The organism is Brevibacterium sp. 239c (assembly GCF_900169365.1).
Lineage (GTDB): Bacteria > Actinomycetota > Actinomycetes > Actinomycetales > Brevibacteriaceae > Brevibacterium.
Genome location: NZ_FXZH01000013.1, coordinates 30,204 through 50,361 on the forward strand (window position 1 = coordinate 30,204; position 20,158 = coordinate 50,361).

At 64.2% G+C, this 20,158-nt stretch carries 14 protein-coding genes; 7 read left to right on the plus strand and 7 right to left on the minus strand.

From position 1 onward, the window contains the following. The first annotated feature begins 287 nt into the window (after positions 1–287). Positions 288–1,970 carry a BCCT family transporter gene (locus tag BSP239C_RS12640; RefSeq protein ID WP_101573400.1) on the plus strand — a complete coding sequence of 561 codons (1,683 nt, stop codon included), beginning with the start codon at positions 288–290 and terminating at the stop codon, positions 1,968–1,970. Between the two features lie 106 nt (positions 1,971–2,076). Here BSP239C_RS12640 and BSP239C_RS12645 read toward each other — a convergent pair whose 3' ends face one another. From BSP239C_RS12645 to hutI, 5 genes are all read right to left on the minus strand, one after another. Then, the gene (locus BSP239C_RS12645) at positions 2,077–2,853 is read right to left on the minus strand and encodes an IclR family transcriptional regulator (protein ID WP_096159453.1); all 777 of its coding nucleotides are present in this window, start codon (positions 2,851–2,853) and stop codon (positions 2,077–2,079) included. 3 nt (positions 2,854–2,856) lie between these two features. Continuing rightward, entirely contained in the window at positions 2,857–4,209 is a 1,353-nt protein-coding gene (locus BSP239C_RS12650) for a formimidoylglutamate deiminase (RefSeq protein WP_101573402.1), read from the minus strand. Continuing rightward, entirely contained in the window at positions 4,206–5,471 is a 1,266-nt protein-coding gene (locus BSP239C_RS12655) for an allantoate amidohydrolase (RefSeq protein WP_101573403.1), read from the minus strand. Before BSP239C_RS12655 ends, BSP239C_RS12650 begins: the two co-directional genes overlap by 4 nt. 1 nt (position 5,472) lies before the next feature. Then, positions 5,473–7,188 (minus strand): histidine ammonia-lyase, encoded by a 1,716-nt coding sequence (gene hutH, locus BSP239C_RS12660; RefSeq protein WP_101573405.1) that lies wholly within the window; start codon positions 7,186–7,188, stop codon positions 5,473–5,475. A gap of 89 nt (positions 7,189–7,277) precedes the next feature. Next, a complete protein-coding gene (gene hutI / locus BSP239C_RS12665) occupies positions 7,278–8,564 on the minus strand; it encodes an imidazolonepropionase (protein WP_257930198.1) in 1,287 nt (428 codons plus the stop codon). A 256-nt stretch (positions 8,565–8,820) separates the two neighbouring features. Between hutI and BSP239C_RS12670 the strand changes: the two genes are divergently transcribed. Beyond that, positions 8,821–10,248 (plus strand): NAD(P)/FAD-dependent oxidoreductase, encoded by a 1,428-nt coding sequence (locus BSP239C_RS12670; protein WP_101573407.1) that lies wholly within the window; start codon positions 8,821–8,823, stop codon positions 10,246–10,248. Further along, positions 10,245–11,168, plus strand: a complete 924-nt coding sequence (locus BSP239C_RS12675; RefSeq protein WP_101573409.1) for an NAD(P)-dependent oxidoreductase — start codon at positions 10,245–10,247, stop codon at positions 11,166–11,168. Before BSP239C_RS12670 ends, BSP239C_RS12675 begins: the two co-directional genes overlap by 4 nt. Before the next feature lie 138 nt (positions 11,169–11,306). Here BSP239C_RS12675 and hutU read toward each other — a convergent pair whose 3' ends face one another. After that, the gene (gene hutU, locus BSP239C_RS12680) at positions 11,307–13,073 is read right to left on the minus strand and encodes a urocanate hydratase (RefSeq protein ID WP_101573411.1); all 1,767 of its coding nucleotides are present in this window, start codon (positions 13,071–13,073) and stop codon (positions 11,307–11,309) included. Positions 13,074–13,405: 332 nt separating this feature from the next. On the opposite strand from hutU, the gene BSP239C_RS12685 reads away from it, so the two are divergent. The 3 genes from BSP239C_RS12685 (at position 13,406) to BSP239C_RS12695 (ending at position 17,305) form a co-directional block, all read left to right on the plus strand. Then, positions 13,406–14,560, plus strand: a complete 1,155-nt coding sequence (locus tag BSP239C_RS12685) for a CaiB/BaiF CoA-transferase family protein (protein WP_101573413.1) — start codon at positions 13,406–13,408, stop codon at positions 14,558–14,560. 29 nt (positions 14,561–14,589) lie between these two features. Then, a complete protein-coding gene (locus BSP239C_RS12690; protein WP_101573415.1) occupies positions 14,590–15,729 on the plus strand; it encodes an acyl-CoA dehydrogenase family protein in 1,140 nt (379 codons plus the stop codon). A gap of 139 nt (positions 15,730–15,868) precedes the next feature. Next, a complete protein-coding gene (locus tag BSP239C_RS12695; RefSeq protein WP_101573417.1) occupies positions 15,869–17,305 on the plus strand; it encodes a cytosine permease in 1,437 nt (478 codons plus the stop codon). Positions 17,306–17,411: 106 nt separating this feature from the next. Here the strand turns inward: BSP239C_RS12695 and BSP239C_RS12700 are convergent, their stop codons facing one another. Next, positions 17,412–17,672, minus strand: a complete 261-nt coding sequence (locus BSP239C_RS12700) for a hypothetical protein (protein ID WP_101573419.1) — start codon at positions 17,670–17,672, stop codon at positions 17,412–17,414. A gap of 889 nt (positions 17,673–18,561) precedes the next feature. On the opposite strand from BSP239C_RS12700, the gene BSP239C_RS12705 reads away from it, so the two are divergent. Further along, on the plus strand, positions 18,562–20,004 hold the full coding sequence (locus BSP239C_RS12705) for a lipase family protein (protein ID WP_101573421.1): 1,443 nt from the start codon (positions 18,562–18,564) through the stop codon (positions 20,002–20,004). The last annotated feature ends 154 nt before the right edge of the window (positions 20,005–20,158 follow it).

Sequence of the window (20,158 nt, forward strand, 5' to 3'; positions counted from 1 at the left end):
TCGAGCGCATATTTTAGGGAGTATGCGCTCGACGCTAAGGTGTGCTTTCGGCGAAAAGGAGGGGTCGCTGGCACTAGGCCTACTGGGGCGAGAAACGTCACACTCTCCACTGATGTGCCGAAACGAGTCGGTCTTTCCAATCGAAAGCGAATACACTCGTCACCTACAAGGCTCCACGAACACCCCAGTTCGCGGAGCCTGTTTCTTGCCATTGCGCACTACCCCCACCGCCCCCCTGACGAAGACTACTGCCCGCCGCCGAGGCTGGCTTGAGCTTGGAGACCACGATGACGATGCTGGACAACCACGTACCTGAACCGGAGCCTGACCCCGGGCCTGAAGCCGACTCGGAGCCTGCCCCCGCGGCAAGGACCACTGCATCCGAAAGGATCGCCGCGGACGCGGCAGCCGCGCAAGCAGAATCACAGGATGCCGACTCCGCTCAGCGAAGCCCCATCGGCAGCGTCTTCTACTGGTCGGTGGCCTTCGTCATCGCCTTCGTGCTCTGGGCTGCGATCTCACCGGAGAGCCTGGGCAACATCATGACCACTGCGATGACCGCAGTCTCATCGGGCTTCGGCTGGATCTATCTCGTCGTGCCATTCGCCGCGATCGTCATGCTCGTGTGGTTTGCGGCCAGCAGATTCGGCCGTCTTCGTCTCGGGTCCGCGGATTCGAGGCCGGAATACAGCACCTTTGCCTGGCTGGCGATGATCTTGGCAGCGGTCATGGGCATCGGCCTCGTCAGCTACGGTGTGGCCGAGCCGATGTCGCACTTCATGGTCCCGCCACATGGCTTGGCAGAGCCGGAGACCATGGACGCCGCGGTCCGCGCCATGCAGTTCTCCTATCTCGACTGGGGCTTCCAGGCTTGGGCCATCTTCGGAGTCTTCGGCCTGGCCATCGGCTATTCCACACATCGGAAAGGTCGCCCGGCTCTCGTATCGACGATGCTGCGCCCAGTGCTCGGGCGGTTCGTCGACGGGTGGGTCGGCAAGTTCATCGACATCCTCACCATCATCGCCACCCTGTTCGGCACGACAACCTCACTGGGCCTCGGCGCCTCTCAGATCGGTGAGGGCCTCAAAGTCGTGTTCGGCGTCGACGCCACCCTGACTCTGCAGGTCGTCGTCATCGGCGTGCTGACGCTGCTCTTCACCGGCTCGGCTCTCTCCGGCGTCGGCCGCGGCATCAAATACGTCTCCCAGATCACTCTGACTATGGCGACCGTCCTCGGGCTGTTCGTCTTCATCACCGGGCCCAGCGGCTTCGTCGCCGATCTGTTCGTGCGCTCGGTCGGTTCCTTCGCCGGCGACTTCCTGCAGTTGAGCTTCATGACGCCTTCAAGCGCGGCAGACAGCGAATGGATGCTGGGCTGGACCTACTTCATGATGGCCTGGTGGCTGTCGTGGAGCGCCTTCGTCGGAATCTTCCTGGCCAAGATCTCCAAGGGCCGCACGATCCGCCAGTTCGTCGCCGGCGTGCTGCTCGTTCCGAGTGCCGTGTTCTTCCTCTGGTTCACCATCATGGGCGGGTCTGCGATCAAGCTCGACATGGGCGGAGCGAAGATCGGGGAGGCCACTACGGCCAATCTCGATACCGCATTCTTCAGCCTGCTCGAAGAACTGCCGCTCTCGCTTCTGGCCTCGATCTTCACCGTCATCATGGTGATCCTGTTCTTCGTCTCCTCTGCTGACTCGAACACCTTCGTGCTCAGTTCGCTGTCCTCGCGAGGCTCGTTCGAGCCGCACCGTCCGGTCATCGCCACCTGGGGAATCCTCACCGGCGCGTGCGCGATCGTGCTGCTCCTCCTTGGTGGACTCCAGGCTCTGCAGCAGGCGGCGATGCTCTCTGCGGTGCCATTCACCGTCATCGTCGTCGTTCTCGGAATCGCTCTGATCAAGGAGCTGCGCAGCGACCATCAGATCGTTGAGGAAGTCGCCCGCGAAAAGCGCGTTCTCGGACTCTGACTCCAGGTTCACCGAGCGGACCACTTAGCCTCGATGGGAGACTCTATAACCTGCCCTATCGACGCCAAGTGGTCCGCTCGACGCCGCTGCTTGATTCTTTGGAGTGTCACCGCAGCTTGGCGGTCACCTCGGCGGCGGCTGCGAGGACCCGGTCCACGAGCGGCTCGGTGTCGGCGTCCTCGTCCAGCGCGTCACCGGAGGCTCCTGAGCTCAGCGCATCACCGGCCAGCGAGAGTCCGATGGCAGCGATCGGGCGAGAGAGGACATCGTAGACGGGGGCCGCGATCGTTGAGATTCCCGGGGTGACCTCGCCGTGTTCGATCGCCCACCCGGCTCGCCGATCCTGGGCCAGGATCGCGTTGAGCGCCTTGACCGTGGTCGGGCCCTGACCGGTGCGGGTGACGAACCCGGATTCGGATTGGAACATCGCCAGCACTTCTGACTTGGGCAGATGCGCCAGTATCGCCCGCCCCGTCGCCGTCAGGTAGCTGGGCATGCGCACACCCGTGGCGGTGATGACGGCGACCGATTTCAGTGATTGCTCCTTGAGCACGTACACGGTTTCCCAACCGCGGATGACGGCCAGCTGAGCTGTGGCAGCGGTGTCGTCGGCCAGCTGCCGCACGATGGGTTGGGCCAAACGCTGCAGAGGGTTCGTGCGCAGATAGGAACTGCCCAACTCGTGCACGCCGGCGCCCAGCGCGTAGCCGGATTCGGTGCGGACGACGAGTCCCAGCTCCTCGAGCACGGTGAGCAGCTCGTAGGCGCTTGAGCGGGGAATCTCCAACGCCCGGACCAGTGCACCGGCGGTGATCGGGCGATTCGACGACGCTAAGTGCCGCAGAATCGCGATCGAGCGCCGCAGTGCTGGAACCTCAGCCACAACTCAGTCCTCCATCTCCAGTGCCGCGAACGCAGCCCGGTACAGTTCAGAGATCTCACCGAGTTCGGTGTGCACACCGTCGCGGACCCGAACTTGGGCGCCGGTGACGCTCATGTGCACATCCGCCGAGGTGGCCGAGAGGATGATCTGTTCTCCCACCGAACCGAAGGTGCGCATGCTGTCGGTGGCCACTGCAATGAAGTCACACGCCTTGCCCACGGCCAGTTCTCCGACGGGCAGGTCGAGGCTGCGTGCCCCACCCGTCGTCAGCGAGGTGATGAGCTCGGCCGGTGAGAAACGGCCTCGCTGGCCTGAGCGCAGTCGTTCCCCGGCTTCCAGGCCCTGGGTCTCGCGCAGGGCGTCGAGGACGACGTGCTGATCGGAGCCGATCGAGATGGTGGCCCCAGCGTCGGCGAGCTCGCGGGCCGGGCCGATGCCGTCGGCTAGGTCGGCCTCGGTGCACGGGCACATGACGATGTTGGCTTCTGCCCCGCCGAGGGTCGCGATGTCGTCCTCGCTGAGGTGGGTGGCGTGGACGGCCGAGAGGTTTGTCGCGACCACGCCGGAACGTGCCAGTACCTGCGTCGGCGTTGTGCCGTAGGCGGCCTGGCAGGCTTCGTTCTCCGCCGGCTGTTCGGACAGGTGCACATGAACCGGTTCGTTGAGTTCGGCGAATCGGGGCAGGTTCGCGGCCGGGACGGCACGGATCGAGTGGATGGCCGATCCTACGTAAACGAAGCTCTCACCTGCAGATTCGACCGGGAATTCGGTGGAGAAGGCCTCGGACAAAGAGGAGTGCCGGTCCATGTATCCGTCGATGGTTCCGTCCCCGAACCGGGCCTGTTCGGCCGAGAGATCGGAGTCGATGCCGCCCGTGAGGTAGCAGGTGTCGAGGAGCCGGATGCGCATCCCCGCCGAGGTGGCCGCGCGTGCCAGCGCGCGTTCCATCGCATGGGCGCTCCCATACGGTGTCCCGTCGGGTGCGTGGTGGACGTAGTGGAACTCCCCCACCGAGGTGTAGCCGCCGGCGAGCATCTCCGCGAAGACCGCTCGGGCCACGGTCTCGTAATTCTCGGGACTCAGCTTCGCGGCTACGGAGTACATGACTTCGCGCCAGCTCCAGAACGTCCCGCCGTCCCCGTGGGTGCGTCCGCGCAGAATGCGGTGGAAGGCGTGGGAGTGGGCGTTGACTCCACCGGGCAGGGTGAACCCGGGGACCACCTCGGCGATGGTGGGTGGGGTGTCGATCTCGGTCTCGACCGAGATCAGGGTGCCGGTGTCATCGGCGGTGAGCAGGACACCGGTGGCGACCTGACCGTCGACCCAGGCGGATTCGCACCAGAAACGTGTGCTCATGACTCTTCTCCTGCGACCGTGGCGGAGGAGTCTGTCGTGACGGATGAATCAGCCACACCGAGTTCCCCTTCGAGGACCTTGACCAGAGCGCTCACTCCGGCGCGCTGGTCATCGACCTCACACGCCTCTTCCGGCGCATGCGAGACTCCGGTCGGGTTGCGCACGTAGAGCATCGCCGAGGGCACGTGTGGTGCAAGGATGCCCGCATCGTGTCCGGCGCCCGAGGGCAGCAGCGGCGCATCGGGCAGCACGGAGGTCAGCCGGGAATTGAGTTCGGCGGTGAAGTACGTCGTCGGTGAGTACGATTCCTGGGAGATCGACACCTCAACGCCGGCACCCTCGGCATGCTCGCGGGCGCGCCTCGAGATCGACTCGAGCACTTGTCTGACGACAGCGTCATCGGCGTGGCGGATGTCGAGCCAGAAGCTCATGCCCGAGGCGATGACGTTCGTTCCGCCCGGGTGGATGAGGGTGCGGCCGACCGTGGCCACCGCCTGGTTGTGGCTGGCCGCGAGGACCGGGATGTCTCCGATGACGCGGCTGCCTGCGACCACAGGGTCCGCGCGGTGGCCCATCGGGGTGGTGCCGGCGTGGTTGCCCTGCCCGGAGAAGGCGAAGTGCCAGCGGCCGTGGCCGATGATCGAGGAGCCGATCGCCACCGCCTGGTCGGTGTTGATGAGCCCGATGCCCTGTTCGACATGGAGTTCGATGAAGGATCCGACCTTGTCCAGCCTGGAGTGGTCGGTGCCGATGCGATTCGGGTCGAGCCCGTAACCGGCCGCGACGTCGGCGAAGGTGTCGCCGTTGGCGTCGGTGAGCCCGAGTGCTTTGTCCGCGTCGATGGCTCCGGTGATCAGGCGTGATCCGAGGCAGGCGACGCCGAAGCGTGAGCCCTCCTCCTCGGGGAACACGGCGAGCGCCAGGGGACGCTTCGCCCGTTCGAGTGCTCCGGAGGCCTTGAGCTCGTCGAAGGCCGCCAGCGCCGAGGCGACGCCGAGGGGACCGTCGAACGCTCCGCCACCGGGGACGGAGTCCAGGTGCGAGCCGGTGACGACGGCATCGTCACCGGGCGCGGTCGCCCACGCCCAAGTGATGCCGTTGTCGTCGATCTCGGTGTCGAGGCCACGACGGGCCGCCTCGGCGAGGAACCAATCACGCAGTTCGCGCTCGGTCTTCGAGAACCCGGGCCGCTGGTAGCCGGGACCGCGGGCGTCACGGCCGGTGTCCTCGATCTGAGCCAGGAGGGAGACGACGTCGCTCATCTCAGTTCGCTCCATCCTGGCCTGCGGCGTTCTGGCTGGCGCTGTCCGGATGGGTCGTGGCCGCGTCGGTTCCGGAGGCTTCGGCGGCCGCGTCGAGATTGCCCAGGGCGGTGAACTCAGGGTCGTTGACAGCTGGTGAGTCGCCTTCGGGCAGCCAGGTTCCGGCAGCCGAGGTGACGGTGTGCTGCAGTGGCGAGACCGACTCGGCGGCGGCGACCAGGGAACCGTCCTTGACCTTGGCGATCGTCTCGGCCAGTTCTGGGGACAGGAAGCGGTCGGGGCCGGGTCCTGGCACGGTTTCGCGGATCGTGGAGATCACGGCGCCGGTGACCGGTGCCGGTGCGGCTTCGCGCATATCGCAGGCCCGGGAGGCGGCGTAGAACTCGATGCCGATGACGCTGGCCAGGTTGTCGACGACCTTGCGCAGTTTGCGGGCGGCCGACCAACCCATGGACACATGGTCTTCCTGCATCGCCGAGGACGGGATCGAGTCCACCGAGGCGGGGCTGGCGTTGCGCTTGGCCTCGGAGACCATCGCGGCCTGCGTATAGTGGGCGATCATCAGGCCCGAGTCGACGCCGGCGTCGTCGGCGAGGAACGGGGTCAGGTTCTGGTTCCGGGTGACGTCCATCATCCGGTCGGTGCGGCGTTCGGACATCGAGGCAACGTCGGCGGCGACGATGGCGAGGAAGTCCAGGGCATGAGCCAGGGGCGCGCCGTGGAAGTTGCCGTTGGAGGAGACCATTCCGTTGGTGAGCACGACGGGGTTGTCGATCGCGGCACGCAGTTCACGCTCGGCGACCTGGGTGGCGAAGGCGACCGCGTCGCGGGCGGCGCCGTTGACCTGTGGGGCGCAGCGCATCGAGTAGGCGTCCTGGACGAGGTGGGTCGAATCCCGGTGGCTGGCGGTGATGCCCGAGTCCTTGAGGGCTGAGAGCATGTTCGCGGCCGCCGCGGACTGGCCGTCGTGGGGGCGCAGGGCGTAGTGGAGTTCGGGGGCGAAGACGGCGTCGGTGCCGAAGAGTCCTTCGATGCTCATAGCCGCGGAGACGTCGACTGCGGTGAGCAGGTTCTCCAGGTCGGTCAGGGCCATGATGAGCATGCCCAGCATGCCGTCAGTGCCGTTGACCAACGCCAGGCCTTCCTTCTCGGCCAGGATCACGGGCTTGATTCCAGCCGCTGCCAGGATCTCGTCGGCGGGTCCGGCAACACCATCGGGGCCCGCGGCGACACCTTCACCCATGACCACGAGGGCACAGGCAGAGAGTGGTGCAAGGTCGCCCGAGCAGCCCAGCGATCCGTATTCGTGGACGACCGGGGTGATGCCGGCATTGAGCAGATCGACGTAGGTCTGGAGCACCTCGGCGCGGACTCCCGCCCGGCCGGTGGACAAGGTGCGTGCACGCAGCAGCATGAGTGCGCGCACAACCTCACGTTCAACGGGTTCGCCGACGCCTGCCGCGTGGGAGCGAATGAGTGATTTCTGCAGCTGGGTGCGCAGTTCGGCGGGGATGTGGCGCTGGGCCAGTGCCCCGAAGCCGGTGGAGACTCCGTACACAGGCTTCTCTGCCTGGGCGAGTGCGTCGATGGCTTCGCGGTATTTGTTCACGCGGGCCAGGGTGGTCTCGCTCAGGGCCACCTTCGCGTCGTGGCGGGCGACGTCGACTACCTGGGCGAATGTGAGGGTATCGGGATCGAGATCGATGAAGACTGACATCTGGGACCTTTCGGTTGAGTGAGTTATACGTTCGTGTGGTGTCATCAGACGGTGAAGAGGCGGGAGGACCGGGCCCGGCACTCAGCAGTTCAGACCTGTGGTCTGTTGTCGGCGACGAGTTCGCCCCCGCGGTACACGCGTTCGACCAGTTGGACGCCGGGTCGGTAGGCCAGGTGGCGGTAGCTGGGTGCGTCCAGGATGGCCAGGTCGGCCCTAGCCCCTGCGCCGAGGTGACCGACGTCGCTGCGCTGCAGGGCGTGAGCTCCACCGGCGGTGACCGCCCAGACGGCCTGCTCGACGGTGAAGTGCATGTCGCGAACGCCGATGGCGATCGTGAAGGGGATGGAGTTGGAGAATCCGGATCCCGGGTTGCAGTCCGTGGCGATCGCCAGGGTCACTCCGGCCTCGACGTAACGGCGAGCGTCCGGATAGGGCTGACGGGTGGAGAACTCGATGCTCGGCAGCAGCGTGACGACGGTGCCGGCTGCGGCGAGCGCCGCCAGATCGGAGTCCGAGGCGAAGGTGGCGTGGTCGACGGAGACGCAGCCGAGTTCGGCACCGAGTTTGAGCGCTCCCCCGTCGGTGAGCTGGTTGGCGTGCAGGCGCGGTTTCATGCCCGCGGCCTTGCCTGCTTCGATGATGCGACGCGTCTGGTCTTCGGTGAAGGCGCCCTTCTCGCAGAACACGTCGATCCACTTGGCCTGACCGGTCGCGGCCGGAATGATCTCATCGATGACGAGGTCGACGTAGGCCTCCGGGGTGTCCTTGAACTCGGGTGGGACCACGTGGGCGGCGATGAGCGTTGATTCCTCGGTGTGCCGGTTGATGATCGTCAGCGCCCGCATTTCGTCCTCGAGGGTCAGCCCGTAGCCGGACTTGATTTCGAAGGTCGTCGTGCCGTGCCGAGTAGCCTGATCCATGAGGTGGACAAGGTTGGCCTCGAGCTCTTCTTCACTCGCCGCGCGGGTGGCCGCGACGGTCGTCGCGATGCCGCCGGCCGAGTACTTCTGCCCGGCCATGCGCGCCGCGAACTCCTCGGAGCGGTCGCCGGCGAAGATAAGGTGGTTGTGGCTGTCGACGAAGCCCGGGATGACGGCCTTGCCCCCGAGGTCGATGGTCTCGAATTCGACGCCGGCGCTCGCCGAGGTGACCTCACCGTTGGCGATGTCGTCGTCGTTGAGAACGGTGCTGGCCAAGGAGTCGGATCGAGCCTCGCCGAGGTGGTCCCGGAGCACGATGTCCGCCTGAGCAGACGGTCCCGACCAGACGACGCGACCATCGTCGATGAGGAGAGCCGCGTCTTCGATGACGCCGAGCTCGCCCATATTGTCGAGGTCGTTGACGACCAATTCGCTGATCCCGGTGAAGAGCTGCACGACAAGATCCTTAACGTTTGAGAATGGTTCTTCCTCAGTATGGACCGCCGGAGCGTATGGCAGAACCGAGTCAGGCAGAATTTGTCTGATATTTCGGACAGGTCGTGATGGGCGACTCACTGTCGCCGCTGCATACTCCAGCGTTCCATGAGCCGACCCAGGACTATATGGTCATTGACGCCGCCGGGGGAATCGTGGAGCGTGGAACTTGGAAGGTCGCCGACTGCGCCCGCGTGACCAGACGAGGAGCCCGAGAATGACGACTGCTGCTGTGATCGGCAGTGGACCGAACGGACTGGCGGCGGCCATCACCCTGGCCGCTGCCGGCGTCTCGGTCACTGTGCACGAGGCAGGTAATCGGGTAGGGGGCGGCGCCCGCAGCTCCGAACTCACCCTTCCTGGCCTGCTCCATGACGAGTGCTCGAGCCATCACGCCTTCGGGCTGGCCTCGGAGTTTGCTCGCGTATTCCCACTAGAACAGCACGGTCTTCACTGGGCTTACACGGATGTCGAGTTCGCGCACCCTCTCGACGGCGGACGCGGAGCCAGCGCCGTGCGATCCGTGGTGGAGACCTCATGCACCCTCGGTGCCGATGCCCAGCGGTACCGGACATTCTTCTCCCCCGTGGCCTCACGGATGCCGACCGTTGCCGACGAGTTCCTCCAGTCCCTCATCCATCTGCCCCGGCACCCTTTCCACCTTGCGATGTTGGGCGCGCGTGCGGCACTGCCCGCAGCCGCCGTCGCGAGGTACTTCCGCACCGAGGAGGCCCGCGCCCTATGGTCGGGTGTCGCAGCGCACACCTTCGGCCCCTTCAACGCGCCGCTCTCTTCGGCGATCGGCACGTCTCTTGCCTCGGCCGCTCACTACTTCGGCTGGCCGGTGGCGGTCGGTGGATCGGGTCGAATCACCTCGGCGATGGAGTCGCTCCTTCTGTCCCTTGGCGGGCGGCTCGAGACCGGACGGAGGGTCGAGGACGTTCGGGAGTTGGGCAACCCGGATGTGCTCATGCTCAACACCGGCCCCGCCGAGGCGACCCGCATCGCGGGCAGCTCACTGCCGGTGCGTGCGGTGCGGAGTTTGGAACGGTGGAAGAACGGGCCGGCCGCGTTCAAACTCGCACTGGCCGTGGACGGCGGGATCCCGTGGACCTACGAACCGTCCCGGCGTGCCGGAACCGTCCATCTCTCGGGGTCATACGAGGAGACGGCCTTCGCAGAGAGCGAGACTTCCAAAGGTCGGATGCCTGAGAAGCCATTCGTCCTCCTCGCCCAACAACATCTTGCCGACCCCGGACGTGGGAAGGGTTCACTCGTTCCGATCGACTGCTATGCGCACGTGCCACAGGGCTTCACAGGAGACGCCACCGAGGCGATCCTCGCCCAGATCGAACGCTTCGCCCCTGGGTGCCGAGATCGGATCCTCGCGGTGACGCCTCGTGGGACCACTGCAATCGAATCACTCAATGCGAACTTCGTCGGAGGTGACATCCTCACTGGTCGCAAGGACCCTCTGCAGTTGGTGCTCGGTCCGACTCCTGGGTTCAACCCCTACCGACTCAGCGCACCGAGCGCCGGTCGGCCAGGGATATACCTGTGCTCGGCCGCGGTTCCTCCGGGCCCGGGCGCTCATGGAATGTGCGGCTATCTGGCCGCAAAACAATCGCTCAAGGAGACGCAATGACCACTGACTTCATACTCACCGAGGGCTGCGAATCTGCGGCCGTCCCGGAACGCACGCTTGCAGGCAGAACCCTCCTCATGAGTGGCGGCAGCCGAGGGATCGGCCTGGCCATCGCACTGCGCGCGGCCGCTGATGGCGCGAACATCGCCATCCTGGCGAAGACCGGCGAACCGCACCCGAAGCTCGAAGGCACCATCTACACCGCCGCGGATCAGATCGACGAAGCCGGCGGTCATGCTCTGCCGATCCTCGGTGACGTGCGCGACGAACAATCCGTCGCCGAGGCGGTGTCGAGGACGGCCGAGACATTCGGCGGGATCGACATCGTCGTCAACAACGCGAGTGCGATCGATCTGTCGAAGACGGAAGACCTGGCGATGAAGAAGTTCGATCTCATGCAGTCGATCAACGCCCGAGGGTCGTTCCTCCTGGCCAAGACCGCGCTGCCGCATCTGCGAAAGTCCACGGCCGCCCACATCCTCACGCTCTCGCCACCGCTCAATCTCAATCCGCAGTGGGCGGGCGAATACCTCGGCTACACGATGGCCAAGTACGGCATGTCGCTCGTGACCCTGGGGCTGGCCGAGGAACTTCGCGGCGACGGGGTTGCGGCGAACAGTCTGTGGCCGAGAACGACGATCGGCACGGCCGCAGTGGCGAACATCCTCGGCGGGGAGGCGCTGATGGCACGCAGTCGCACCCCGCAGATCGTGTCGGATGCCGCATGGGCGATCCTCACGAGGGATCCGCGTGCGGTGTCGGGGAACTTCTTCATCGACGAGGAGGTGCTGCGTGAGGAGGGCACCACGGACTTCTCCGTCTACCGGTATGGTTCGGCTCCTCATGGGGCTGAGGGCTCCGGCGCAAGCATACGTTCCGGCGAGGACGGCCTCGAGCTCGACCTCTTCCTCGATGAGTAGGGCGCTCAGACATATGAGGGGTGCCCGTCATGTACTCACCTTGCGGAACAGTACACGGGTTGCAACCTGTGTACTGTTCCGCAAAGTAAGTGGTCGCGAGTCGAGCCCCGCTCCGTGGCGATCCGAACTGCGCAACCCCTACTGGGCGGCGGACTCCTCGTCGCGCTTGTCGAGCTCGGGGATCATGGGCACGCGCTGGCCGCGCTCGGCAGCGACCTCGGCGGCACGGTCGTAGCCGGCGTCGACGTGGCGGATGACGCCCATACCCGGGTCGTTGGTGAGCAGGCGGGCCAACTTCTTGGCAGCCAGCTCGGTGCCGTCGGCCACGGAAACCTGGCCGGCGTGGATGGAGCGGCCGATGCCGACGCCGCCACCATGGTGGATGGAGACCCAGGTGGCACCCGATGAGGTGTTGACCATGGCGTTGAGCAGCGGCCAGTCGGCCACAGCGTCGGTGCCGTCGAGCATCGATTCGGTCTCACGGTAGGGGCTGGCGACCGAGCCGGAGTCGAGGTGGTCACGGCCGATGACGATCGGGGCAGAGATCTTGCCCTCGGCGACGAGCTGGTTGAACAGCAGCCCAGCCTGCTGGCGTTCCTTGTAGCCGAGCCAGCAGATGCGTGCCGGGAGACCCTCAAACTCGACGTATTCGTTCGCAGCGTCGAGCCACTTGTGGAGGTGCTCGTTCTCGGGGAAGAGTTCCTTGAGTGCCTTGTCCGTGACCTCGATGTCCTTGGGATCACCGGACAGGGCGACCCAGCGGAACGGTCCGAGACCTTCGCAGAAGAGCGGGCGGATGTAGGCGGGGACGAAGCCGGGAAACTCGAAGGCGCGCTCGTAGCCGGCCTTGCGGGCCTCATCGCGGATCGAGTTGCCGTAGTCGAAGACCTCCGCGCCGCGATCCTGGAATTCGACCATGGCACGCACGTGCTTGGCCATGGACTCCTCGGCGCGGATGGTGAATTTCTCCGCGTCCTGCTCAGCCTCGTCATGCCAGTCATCGACGCTGACACCGATGGGCAGGTAGGACAGCGGGTCATGCGCCGAAGTCTGGTCGGTGACGATGTCGACCTCTGCAGCCTCAGGACGGTCGAGGATCATCGGCAGGATCTCAGCGGCGTTGCCGACGAGTCCCACAGACAGCGCCTGATTGTTCTTCTTGGCCTCGATGACCTTGGCGAGCGCAGTATCGAGATCGGTCTCAACCTCGTCGAGGTAGCGCTTGGACTTGCGACGATCCAGGCGGGTCTTGTCGACGTCGATGATGAGGCAGGCGCCGCCGTTGAGGGTCACGGACAGAGGCTGAGCTCCGCCCATGCCTCCGCAGCCGCCGGTGATGGTCAGGGTTCCGGCCAGGGTGCCGTTGTAGCGTTTGCGGGCGATGGCACCGAAGGTCTCATAGGTACCCTGCAGGATGCCCTGCGTGGCGATGTAGATCCAGGACCCGGCTGTCATCTGGCCGTACATCATGAGGCCCTCGGCCTCGAGTTCACGGAAGTGCTCCCAGTTGGCCCAGTCGCCGACGAGGTTGGAGTTGGCGATGAGCACCCGTGGTGCCCATTCGTGGGTGCGCATGACACCGACGGGCTTGCCCGACTGGACGAGGAGAGTCTCATCGTCCTCGAGGTCATCAAGGGTGCGCACGATCGCGTCGTAGGCCTCCCAGGAGCGAGCCGCGCGACCGGTGCCGCCGTAGACGACGAGGTCTTCGGGACGCTCGGCAACCTCGGGGTCGAGGTTGTTCATGAGCATGCGCTTAGGAGCTTCGGTCTGCCAGGACTTGGCGGTGATCTGCGTGCCACGGTCGGCGCGGATCACGCGTGAGGGGTCATGCTGGGTGAACGACGGCTTCGTCGCTGCGGTGCTCGAGTTGGAGGTGCCCGAGGTTTCGGAGACGCTGGTCATGTGACTCTCCTTCTTCATTCTGTCTGACGGAGCGGAACGATTCTCATGTTCGGATCATGGCGAGCGGGAACCAGTCCCCCTCATTGTCATCGCTGACTACACATCCCATTCTGTCCCCTGCGCGGAAAAGCGATAGTGGCCTGGATCAAGTTCTGTCCGACATTTCGGACAGCGTTGTCGGCGTGCCTCAACTCTGAGTCTCGCCAGCCATGGTCTATGCCTCCACAGCACTGGATAGTCGACTGGCGACTCCACAGACAATCCGACACCTCGGACGAAACTCGAGGTGAGAGCGTTGTATTCCTCCGTCTTCCCCGCAGAGGATGAAGAGCATGAACGCAACGAAGCAACTACTCTCCGGGGTCAGAGTCGCGGACTTCTCGCGCGTACTGGCCGGCCCCTATGCCACCGCCATGCTCGCCGATCAGGGCGCAGAGGTCTTCAAGATCGAGATGCCGAGGCACGGGGACGACTCCCGCCACCTGGGGCCCTTCACGGAGACTGGCTCGGCCTATTTCACCTCGCTCAACAGAGGAAAACGCTCCATCGAGGTCGACCTCAAGGACCCAGAGCAGCGGGCGCACCTCCTTGCTTTCATCCGCACCTGCGATGTAGTCGTTGAGAACTTCCGGCCGGGAGTCGCGGCCAAGCTGGGTCTGTCCTTTGAGGACATCAAAGCAGTCAAACCCGACATTGTCTACGCCTCGATCTCCGGCTTCGGCCAGACCGGCGCCCAGGCGAAACGACCCGCCTACGACACCGTCATCCAGGCCCTCAGCGGTCTCATGTCGGCCACCGGATTCCCCGACGGGTCCCCCACCCGGGTGGGTGAGTCCATCGCCGATGTCTCTGCCGGAGTCTTTGCCGCCTTCGGCGTCTCGAGCGCTCTCTTCCATCGGCAGATCACGGACGAAGGCGCCCACATCGACATTCCGATGCTCGACGTCATGCTGGCCATGCAGCCGACGAACACCGCCATCCACGCAGCGGGCTCGGCACCGGACCGCGTCGGCAACCGCCACCCGATCTCGGCGCCCTTCGACACCTACCAGGCTGCCGACGGTCTTGTCGTCATCGCCGTCGCCAACGACAAGCTCTTCGCCGTCCTCGCCCAGACACTGAACAAACCGGGCCTGGCCACCGATGAGCGATTCGCCACCGACGGCCTACGGTCTGACAACGACGAGGCACTGCGGTCCGAGATCGAGGAGTTCACCAGCACTCACACGGTGGTCGAACTCTGCCAGCTATTCGACATCGCCGGTGTCCCCAATTCCCCCGTCCTCAACTTCACTGAGGCGGTCGAAGGCCCCATCACCGACGGCCGCAACCTCTCCGACACCGACGAGCGCACCGGACATTCCTACCTGCGCCACCCGCTCCTCGTCGACGGTGCCAGGCCGACAACCACGCTTCCGGTGCCTCACCTCGGCGAGCACAATGACGAGCTGCGCGCACCGCGGCCACGCACGACCACCAACTGGTAGACGCCGCCACTCAACGAAGGAGTAGAACCATGGGATTCGACATCAGCACCGACGAGCGAGAACTCGTCGACGCGGTCGCACAGATCAGCAAGGATGTCCTCGCCCCGCAGGCGGCGGCCGCGGACGCGAACGAACGCGTGGCCGATGAGACGCTGAAGACCCTCGCCGAGGTGGGGGTCCTCGGTCTCAATCTGCCCGAGGAATTCGGTGGGCCCGGAGTGGGGTCCGTGGCGATGAGCCAGATGGTCGCCGCGGTGACCGAGGCGTGTGCCTCGACGGCGTCGATCATCACCGCCCAGTTCCTCGCCACCGATTCGATCCTCCTCGGCGGAACCGATGCGCAGCGCCGATCATGGCTACCCCGCGCCGCGGCCGGCGAGGTCATCGGGTCCTTTGGACTGACAGAACCGGGCGCGGGATCCAACCCTGCCGAAATGTCGACGAAGGCCGTGAAGGTCGACGGCGGCTGGCATCTCAAGGGCACCAAATGCTTCATCACGAACGCCGGGTTCGCTGACTTCATCGTCGTCTACGCCAAGACCGACGCGGAAGCCGGTCACAAGGGAATCAGCGCATTCATCGTCGACACCGCTACCGCCTCGGCGGGGCTCGATTTCAACCCTCCGGAGAAGACGATGGGTCTGCGCGGCAGCCCGGTCTACGAGTTCGTCATCGACACGATCGTGCCCGACGACGCCCTCCTCGGGGTTGAGGGCGAGGGCTTCACCACCGCCATGCGCGTGCTCGATCGCGGGCGCATCGAAGTCGCGGCGATGAGCCTCGGAATCTCGAAGGCTGCCCTCGACGCAGCCGTGGACTGGTCCGGCGAGCGCAAGATCAGCGGCAAGCCGCTGAGCCGGCTGCAGGGCATCGCCTTCAAACTCGCGGATATGTACACGAAGTACCGCTCGGCATGGCTGCTGACGATGGATGCCGCAGAGCAGAGAGACGCCGAGGTGGACTTCACCCGTTCCTCGGCAACGGCAAAGCTCGCCGCCTCCGAAGCAGCCGCCTTCATCGCTGACGAGGCACTGCAGATCCACGGCGGCTACGGCTTCACCCGTGACTTCCCGCTCGAGCGCTATGTCCGTGATGCCAGGATCTACCGGATCTACGAGGGATCCTCGGAGATCCAGCGGACGATCATCGCGCGCAGCCTCTCGGCCTGAGACCAGCTTCCGCGCTCATTCACCGCGGCGTCGTTCGTGATAGTTTCCGATATTTCGGACAAAAGGTGTGACCTGGACCTCGAAACCGGCTGCGCAACGGTGCCAGACTGTTTCCATTCCACTTTCGAAGGAGAAACCCATGGCGAGCACGTCCAACTCGGGGATCGAGAAACGGTCCATCGAGATGGTGCCTGACAAGGAACGTCACGGCACCCCTCGTTCCCAGTTCACACTGTGGTTCGGCGCCAATACCCAGATCACCGCTATCGTCGACGGAGCACTCGCTGTCGTCTTCGGCGCAGATGCCCTGTGGGCCATCATCGGTCTGCTCATCGGCAACATCATCGGCGGTACTGTCATGGCTCTTCACTCGGCGCAGGGACCGCAGCTGGGCCTGCCGCAGATGATCTCCTCGAGGGCTCAGTTCGGCATCATCGGGGCGATCATCCCGTTGGTGCTCGTCGTGCTCATGTATATCGGCTTCGCCTCGACCGGTGCTGTTCTCTCAGGCCAGGCCGTCAACCTCATCATCGGCGTCAACACGCCAGCGGTGGGCATCATCATCTTCGGCGCTCTGACCGCAGCTGTGGCACTGCTGGGCTACAAGTACATCCACGTGCTCGGCCGAATCTCCTCGGTGACGGGCCTGCTCGGGTTCCTGTTCATCACGGTCTGCGTCTTCACGAAGATCGACGTTCCCGGACTGGTCTCCAACTCGAGTTTCGCATTTCCTGCCTTCCTCTCCGCGATCGCCCTGTCATTCGGATGGCAGATGACCTATGGCCCCTATGTCGCGGACTACTCGCGCTACCTGCCCAGGTCCACGCCATCGTCGAAGACTTTCTGGTTCACCTTCGGCGGCTCCGTCATCGGATCACAGTGGTCGATGACCCTGGGCGCACTCATCGGTGCGGCAGCTATGACGGAGACCGGCAACTCCTTTGTCGAGAACCAGGTCGGCTTCGTCGGCGACATCGTCGGCGGAGGCGTCTATGCCCTCCTCATCTTCATCGTCATCCTGCTGGGTAAGCTCACCGTCAACACCCTCAACGCCTACGGTGCTTTCATGTGCACGCTGACCATCCTCACCTCCTTCGGCGAGAGGACGAACATCCGCCGCTGGACACGCGCAGTCTTCGTCATCGGCATCGTGACCCTGACCGTGCTCGTGGCGCTGATGGCCTCGGCGGATTTCCTCGCGAACTTCAAGAACTTCGTGCTGACCCTGCTCATGGTCTTCATTCCGTGGAGCATCATCAACCTCACCGACTTCTACCTGATCTCAAAGGACCGCTTCGACATCCCGGCCTTCTACGACCACAAGGGTCGCTACGGAAAGTGGAACTGGCGAGCACTCGTCACCTACGCGATCGGCGTCGTCGTTCAGATCCCATTCCTTGCGCAGTCGTTCTATACCGGGCCCTTGGTCGAGAAACTGGGTGGAGCCGACGTCTCCTGGCTCGTCGGCAGCATCGTCACCTTCTTCCTCTACTACTTCCTCGTCCGCAACCGCAGCGTTGCACCGGAAGCCACTATCTATCCCGAGGTGGAGGAGCTGAGGACTTCTCGCCGCTGAGAGTTGCGAAACCCTGTTTCACTTCAATCGGCTTTGAGGCCGGGCTGCGATTTTCGCATTCCCGGCCTCAATTTTCGCATTCAGCAACCTGCCTGTGTTCCGGTCATTAGTCACTCAAAGCGTCAACCGCCTCGGAGATCGTGGCTCCGGGGTGCGTAACACGGTAATCCCTGACCGCTTTCGCATCCGGCTGGCTCACAGGCTGCCGACCATGAGGTCGGCCCAGCACCTCAGATCCGCCGGTAGACGCCAGAACCAATGAAGCAACGATAACGAGACTGGCGGCCATCCACTCACCCGAGAATGCCAACAGGGCCGCGGCTACCGCTCCTGCCAACGGCACAGAGGCCAATAGCCACTTGCTCATTTGAAGCATCCCTTCTTCACCGCAGTGATCCCGATGAGCTCACCGGCCAAGGCAGCTGCAGCACCGCCGCCGAAGGCTTGCATCTTCTCATAGGAGAACGACGCCCCCTACATAATCTGCGCGGCTTCCTGTACCCCACCGAGAGCCTTGCCCAGTTTTTGATTGTGAGAGTCTTCGCCGCTGGAAAGGCAGTCGATGCAATGGCTGTCGCGATCGCTCCCGTGCACGCGAGTATGCTCGCCTGAGGCGCGAGTTGCACATTTGGGTCCCCGGCATCAGCGCTGTTCATCCGTAGGTGACTCGGGCGTAGCTTCGTTAACAGCTGCACGTTCCGCATTCGCCGGTTCCGTGGCAGACGCCACTCCGCTAAATGATGTCACCGATCCCACGGATAGGGCTCCAGCCAGGACAACTTTCGGGATCAAGGCATCTTTCACTATCGCCTTTCTCAGTTATACGTGAAGTGAAGTCGCACATTAGTGATCCACTGCGCTAGTTACCGGTCGGGACTGAAACTACCAACGATGATTAAGTAAGTAAACTTGCGGCATTCTCAACGTCGAATACGTCAGCACCGTCAAGGGCCTCTCGCGCCCAACGCCCTGACGAACTCTGCCAAACTCCAGGCCGCCCTGCCTGAGGAGAACGGCGCAAAAGCGGCGGCCGCCACCTCAGCTCGTCTCGAAGCACGCAAGCTGCCCCGCAAAACCGCGGCCCAATGTTACTCACTAGTTCTACTATCGAGTAATGTTGTGATGCCGGTCACCATATCGGCGCCGTACTAGGCAAGACTGCAACGACGAGTATCCTCGCCCACTCGGTCAGAGACACGACAACTGTCCGCGAATTCTCAACGCCGAGACACACGACAGAATAGGATTGTACGCAGATGAGAACGTCCCGACATGTAACGCTTCCACCCGCACGACGCATCGCAGCGGCGAGCGCAGCCGCCATTGCCGGCCTGGCGCTCACGATGGGCGCGGTATCCGCTCCGGCCCATGCCCAGGACCTTGTCCCTCAATCGGACAAGGAAGCCAAGAAGATGGTCGAAGACAGGCAGGCCGAGGACTCAAGCTCTCTCAACAAGAGCAACGTTCCCGAAGGCGTAAGCGTCGAGCAGGCCAAGAAGGCCGTCGACAAGTCTGATGAGATCACTCCCGCCGACATCGAGTACGCGGCGGCGCTCGAAGACCTCCCCGACTCGGGAGTCCCCGAGGACTTCTACAAGACCCCAGCAACACTGCCGGAGAAGAACGGCGGCGTGGTCAAGCAGGTGGAGTCGAAGTTCTATGTCGATCCGGTCAAGCTCATTGAGCACAGTGCGAAGTCAGAGACGTTCATGTACCGGACTACTGACGAAAAGGGCACCGCACGAGCGGCCACCGCCACACTGCTGACCCCCGAAGGCGTGAGCGACAAGGCCAAGGACGCCGTGGTCATCGCCCCAGGCACCCAGGGAATCGCCGACAAATGCGCTCCCAGCCGGCAGATGGGCATGGGCACCGAGTACGAAGGCATCTCCGTCACTGCGGCGCTGGCGTCCAAACGACCCGTGGTCGTCGTCGACTATGTGGGACTGGGCACGGAAGGCGCCCACAACTTTCTCAATCGAGTCGAAGAGGGCCGCTCGGTGCTCGACGCAGCCAAGGCTGCGCAAGAAGTCAAAGGAAGCTCGATCGACGCCGACACGAAGCTTCAGCTGCGCGGCTACTCGCAGGGCGGTCAGGCCACCGCGGCAGCATTGGAACTCAAGAACGACTGGGCTCCCGAACTCAACGTCGCGTCCGGCTCGGCTGGTGCCGTGCCCACGGATCTGTACAAGGCTGTGTCCCAGCTCCCGACCTTCTACACGGCCTTCGCCCTGTACGGGGTCGATTCGTTTGCGCGGCAGGCTGATGTCGACATGACCGAGTTCCTCAATCAGAAGGGCCTCGACGCTGTCGACCGAGCTTCGAACCAGTGCACCATCGAGGCACTCGTCTCGAACGCCTTCCTCGACACCAATACCCTGACCAAGGATGGAAGCTCGTTCCAGGAAATCATCGAGGAGAACTTCCTCGACGTTGCCGACAGGCAGAAGATCGGCCAGGCGGAGGTGCCCGACATTCCGCTGCTCGTCAATCACAGCCGGCTCGATGACGTCGTGCCCTTCGCACTCGGAAAGGACCTGGCCTCCACCTGGTGCGATGCCGGGCACAAGGTCCTGTTCCGGGACAACCTGGGACCGACCCATATCGGAGGCTACATCGCCACCGTTCCCCGCATCGAGATCTTCACGAACCGCACATTCGACGGCAAGGCTCCGGTCGACAGCTGCTGGAGGCTTTGAGAATCGCTGAACTGGTGCACCGAAGCGGCGGCTGGAACCCGGAGTCGGTTTTCAGCCGCCGCTTTTCGATAATGCGCTCTGACGGGTGGACGTTTTGAGCGGAGAAGTCAGCACCTTCTTCAGCCCAAAACGTCCACTTTTCTGCGTTGAGAAC